Source organism: Polaromonas sp. P3_C2, assembly GCF_056402675.1.
Window position 1 is genome coordinate 1 of sequence record NZ_JBFUGX010000820.1, and the last position, 1,622, is coordinate 1,622.

Here is a 1,622-nt window from a genome sequence, read left to right on the forward strand (position 1 = left end):
TCGCCGGCCGGTGATGCCAAGAAATTTCAAGGCCTGCTCAGCTGCCTTGAGTGGTGGGCCACCTACCCAGGAGTCCACGCTCAGCTGGCGCCGGCCGATGCGTTTCACCGGCGTTGCCCTGATATCGAGAGCCAGGTCAACAAAGTAGTCGTTCCAGCGAGGACTGTCCGGCGCAGCCAGATTGAAAGCCGGCAACTCGCCTGGAGCCACCGGCAGCTGCAGTGCAACCAGCAGAGCCTGGCAAACGTCGTCCACGTGGACAAGATTGGACCAACCATCGCCAGCGATGCCAAGGTCGCCAAGACGCCCGGACTGAAGCCATCGGCCGATGCGTCCGACCCAGAGTTCACTGCCAGGGCCAAAAACACAGCCTGGCCGCAGCATCACGGCTGCACCGCCGCGACGGGTAAATTCCTCCAGACTGGTTTCCGCTTCGCACTTGGCACGGCCGTACCAACCCAGGCTGGGATCACGTGGCGCACCCTCACGGATAAGGCCTTCTGCAGGGCCATAAACCGACATGGTGCTCAAATGAACAATGCGCGGACAGTTTGCCTTGAGCGCGGCGTCGACCAGGACGTGCATGCCTTCAGAAATCGACGCTGCATCGCCCGCCACGCAGTTAACAACCGCGTCGAAGTTTTTTAGTGCCACCGCAAGTTGCCCAGCGTCTCGGGTATCTAGTTCCAGCCATTCGGCCCGCAACTTTTCCGTGCCGTTCGAAAGATTCTTCTGTCTGGACGCTCCCGTGGGGATCGCCCACGAAGTGCCGTGCAGCATTTCCAGCAGGCGCCTGCCGATGTGGCCTGACCCTCCCAATACCAGTACCTTCATGCGGCCTCCTTCAACTGGATCGGTGTCCGCTCTGCACGCAAGCGATGCGACAGCGTGTCGCCCAGCCGGAGCGACATGGCAATCAGGGTCAAAGTCGGATTGGCCTGGCTTGACGTAGGGAAAACGGCGCTTCCGGCTACAAACAGGTTGTGCACCGAGTGAACCTGGCAGTCGGCATTGACCACGCTGGTGCGCACGTCATCGCCCATGCGTGCGGTGCCGATGTGGTGTCCCCCGTAGGCGCCGAAGCGCACGAGGTCGTCCTCAAGGGTCTGGCGGTTGTAGTCGAAGTGGGCCTTTCCGCTGCGCGCGAATTCTTCAGCCATCACGTCCAGGGTTTTGCGGACGGAGTCGATGTCCGCCTGGCTGTAGCGCCAATCCACCTTCAGGCGAGGCATGCCCAGCGCATCGACAGTGCCGGCAAGTGTGACCCGGCTGTGGGCTTGGGGTATTTGCTCACCATGAACTTCAAGGCTGAAGCGGTTGGTGCGGTTGCGCAGAATCACTGACGGGAATTTGCGTTCAGCGAAGGAGCGCCTGGCCAGCCAATGGGCCAGGAAAGCCGTGGTGTCCAGAGGGTCGGCCACCACATTGAGGAGGTGGCGGGCGTAAGTCCCTGCCGTGGGGGCGTGGCCATCGTTGAGCCGCTTGCCGTATTCGTAGCTGATCAGCTTGCGGGCCAGGAACAGCCCCGACAACACCCCGTTGCGATGCACCGGATCGGTGATGCGCGGGAAGTGCAGGCGGGCGACTGCATTGGCAAGGCCCAGGCGCCTTTGCTCGTGGGC

At 62.1% G+C, this 1,622-nt stretch carries 2 protein-coding genes; both read right to left on the reverse strand.

From position 1 onward, the window contains the following. Positions 1–834 (reverse strand): NAD-dependent epimerase/dehydratase family protein (locus tag AC1DWI_RS22355; RefSeq protein ID WP_477725807.1); only part of this gene is annotated, 834 nt, incomplete at its 3' end. Continuing rightward, positions 831–1,622: GMC family oxidoreductase (locus AC1DWI_RS22360; RefSeq protein WP_477725808.1), on the reverse strand; the 792-nt coding region annotated here is incomplete at its 5' end. The genes AC1DWI_RS22355 and AC1DWI_RS22360, both read right to left, overlap by 4 nt.